Genomic DNA, 3,932 nt, shown 5'->3' on the forward strand with positions numbered 1-3,932 from the left:
TAAGGCACCTAGGAAAACTTGACACATACCCAATAGTTGCGGTTTTTCTTTTTAGAATCTACTTATGCTAAAATGAACTTTAGGAAGGTGAACAACATTTCTAAAAAAAATAAGAAAAATAAAATTGATAAAACCTTAGTCGAAAAAATTCTTGATAAAGCTAATATGAAGTATGAGCAATTTATTTTCCCCACAAAACAGGAAGGTGATGTTGAACAGCTTCAAGTTGACCACCTTGATGAAGATGAACACCATATTTATAAAACACTGGCACTAACTGGTAATAAAACTGGTCCGCTTGTTGGTGTATTGCCAATTGATGAACATTTAAGTTATAAAAAATTAGCAAAAGCTTCTGGCAATAAAAAAGTTGGCATGATTCCACTAAAAGAACTTGTCAAAACCACGGGCTATGAGCATGGTGCCAACACCCCAATCGGAATTTATGAAACCAAGCATTTTCCAATCTATATTGCTGATATTGCTCAAAAACAGGGTGAAATCATTGTTTCGTCAGGAAAAATTGGTCGCTCAGTCAAAATTGATGCTCAAGACCTTAAAAAATTAGTTCACGGAACCTTTGTGGATTTAACGGAATAATCTAAAATAGCCAAAAATTAATTTGCTCCATAAGACCTCAGACATGATTATTTAAAATAGTATTCAAAAAAACGAGTGTGACATCAGAATTAAATCTGAGCTGCACTCGTTTTAATATTCTAAACTATTTTATTTCTCATGTTCCAAAAGTAATTGCCAATCAGCCAAAACGTGTTCTTCTGAATAGCGATCACCAATCTCATAAGCCTTGTCACTATATTTAGCAAGCAAATCTGGGTCACTCAATAAATCAATTACAGCCCGGCTAAAGAGAAAAACATCCTCGTCGCCCTCCGCAATCAAACGGCCATTTTGCTTATCGTCAATAATTTCACTTGGGCCATAATGGCTTGCATAGGCAACTGCTGGTAACCCATGAGCCATTGCCTCCACCATCGCAAGTGGCATTGCATCCGATCGGCTAGCACTAACAAACAAACCTGCTTGGTTATATACAGTCGTCAAATCATACACGAACCCTTTAAAATGAACCAACTGATCGACCTTTAAATCCTGCGCCAACTTTTTAAGGCCATTGACATCTTCTGCACTGCCATAACCATATATGTCTAGCGTTACGCTAGGAATTTTTTGACTAATAATCTGAACAGCTCGAATCAAACGATCAACCTGTTTGTCTGGTGTTAACCGCCCAACGAATAACAACCGGTCCTGAACACGATTGCGATACAACACATGCGGTTCATTCCGAGTACTATTAAGAACTACTGCTCCCGGAATAACATAAATTGGGGTTTGCGGATGATTCAAGTGTTTACTCAAATCACGTTTTTGCGCTTGAGTCATGACAATAATACCATCCAATTCATCGATACGAGGGCCAAAAACGGTCGCATAGGCTGGATCGAACGCACTATGCACCTGATCATGAGGATCCACACCATGCACAATTGGCAACGAAACATATTTGTGGGCCAGTGTAACCATGTTCATCATTGGTGTATTAGTCTGAGCTGGACGATCCGCAATAAACGTTTGATGACTGCCATCTCGCCGATTTAATTCATCCAAGAAGAAGGTAAATAGCTCGTCCAAATTATCGAAATTGTAGTCCTCACCTTTATAATCGATTAACTTCAACAAAGAATTTACGGGGTTTCCGTTCACATCATTCATGTAATATGATTCATACACCCGTTTGCCCTCAGGAGTAAATATAAATTCGGCAACTGGAGCTCCAGTTGGCGTAAAGTACTTGTCCATTGACTTAAATCCACGCCAATCATAAAACTCGGTTTTGGCAATATTCATGTAGGCATCAAAGTAATTTACATAGGCGACTTGACCATAAGTGCCATCAGCAAAATGAACATCGGCAACCACCCGATCACCATCTGTGACACGACTAAAATCAGCTCCTTGATCAATCTCGTAAGCCTTTGGCAAGTTTAAATCGATGGTCTTAAGAACTTTAGGCGTTTCAATGTGTTCAGCATGCTGGAAATAGTCGAACATATTAACCATATCATCGTCTTCTACACCCAATGTTTTCATATTACGATGGAGTTCTTGATTATAATCACGGGTCACAATTTTAGCTGGGACATGGTTATTCTTAAGTAGTTTAATGCGATTAATTTCAGTATATTCAAGGCCGGAGTTTAAGCCCATCAAATACTCATTTAAAAAGTAAATCATCTACTTCACCGTCCCTTTCGCTTGGTTTTGATCGAAAAATTGGTTAGCATTATCAACTAATTGTTGCCAAGCCTTCCAAATAGCTTTTTCACTATACCGTTCACGACTCACATAAGCATGGTCACTATATTCTTGTAACTTCTTTTGGTCGCCCAAAAGCTCAATTAAAGCTTTGGCGAAGCTCTTATAATCGCCTTGCTTAACCAATGTGCCACTATAGCCATCTTCAATAATATCAGATGGTCCATAAGGAATGTCGTAAGCGACAACTGGTAATCCATGTGATTGCGCCTCTAAAACAGCCAACGCAAAACCTTCAACGTTACTAGTCAATGTTGAAACCTGCGCATGATCCATAACATCACCAATATTTGGTGTATACCCTTTAAATTTCACAACTGTTTTAAGTTTCAAATCTGTTACTTGTTGTTTTAATTGTTTATCCGTTTTACCATCGCCATACCCCCAAAAATCAAGCGTGGTTTGTGGTAATTGTTTGTGCACAATTGCAAAAGCCTTGATCAAATGATCGAGCCGTTTTTCTGGGAACAAGCGGGCAACCACAATAATTTTTCCAGGTGTGCGATCACTAAACGCTACTTTTGGTTTTTCCATCAACTCATTGGTCACAATGCCAACCGGAATGGTGTAAATTGGCGTTTGCTTGGCATCAAAACGTAATTTGGCATCTTTGGTTTGGCGCTCTGTAGAATCAATAACCGCATTCCAATCAGCAAAATTATTTAAGGAAAACTCAAAATTATTGTTCAAAACAGGATCCATCGGGTCATTGGCATGAGCTGTGTGCGCATTATGCAAAAACAAAGCCTTATAAGCTGGTGTTTTCATATGTAATAAAGCCCATTCAGTTTCTACTGCACGATCAGAAATGAAGACATTTCTGCCGTTATCCACTTTGTTTAACTGATCAAAGAAGAACCGTTGTAACCCTCTTAAACCAGTAAATTCATAATTTTGTCCATGAAAATCTACTACCCGCAATAAGGAATTAACAATCTTTCCCTGCCCATCTTTGAAATAAAAGGATTCATAAACTAACTTACCTTCTGGAGAAAAAATTTGTTCATTGCTGACACCACCTTGAGGATTATGAATTTCAGCAATTGACAAAAAACCTCGATGGTCATAGCGCTCACGGCGTAACAAGTTGCCTGCGTAATCATAATAATTTACTGCTTGAACTTGGGAGTCATGCTCGCCCCAGACCTCAATTCGAACCGCTAAACGGTTCTTCAAATCTTTCGCCACATAATGATCTTTTTCAGCCTTTAATTTACAACCATGTGGTAATTTAATGTCACGCGGTGTCACCTTTTTGAACTTAAAATCGCCAGACCCCTGCAAGAACTCAAATAAGTTCACATGATTTTTTTCAGCGATTCCTGCAACTTTAAGATTATGATGCAAATCAACTTCAAAGTTACGCGTCACAATTTTATTAGCAACACCATAATTATTAAACAAATTCACCCGTTTTATTTGGGCATGTTCAATTCCAGATTTATTTAAAGGAATGGTTGTATTTAAAAAATAATACATAAAATCCCACCTTTTTTTCAAATTTAAGTAACTGATTCAATTATAACAGAAAGCGTTCTCTACCGATATAATTCAAAAAAATAACGGGTCTACACTTTCTGGTATTGGTGAAT

Annotated in this window: 3 protein-coding genes; 1 reads left to right on the forward strand and 2 read right to left on the reverse strand. The window is 37.9% G+C overall.

Annotated elements, in window-relative coordinates:
- The first annotated feature begins 96 nt into the window (after positions 1–96).
- Complete coding sequence (gene ybaK / locus IV84_RS09885) at positions 97–600, forward strand: Cys-tRNA(Pro) deacylase (RefSeq protein ID WP_080945589.1); 504 nt, start codon at positions 97–99, stop codon at positions 598–600.
- 129 nt (positions 601–729) lie between these two features.
- On the opposite strand, the gene asp1 is transcribed toward ybaK, so the two are convergent.
- Entirely contained in the window at positions 730–2,259 is a 1,530-nt protein-coding gene (gene asp1 / locus IV84_RS09890) for an accessory Sec system glycosyltransferase Asp1 (protein WP_046872418.1), read from the reverse strand.
- Positions 2,260–3,819: a glycosyltransferase family 4 protein gene (locus IV84_RS09895; RefSeq protein ID WP_046872419.1), complete on the reverse strand. Its 1,560-nt coding sequence runs from the start codon at positions 3,817–3,819 to the stop codon at positions 2,260–2,262.
- Between the last annotated feature and the right edge of the window lie 113 nt (positions 3,820–3,932).

This window comes from Pediococcus damnosus, from assembly GCF_001437255.1.
Lineage (GTDB): Bacteria > Bacillota > Bacilli > Lactobacillales > Lactobacillaceae > Pediococcus > Pediococcus damnosus.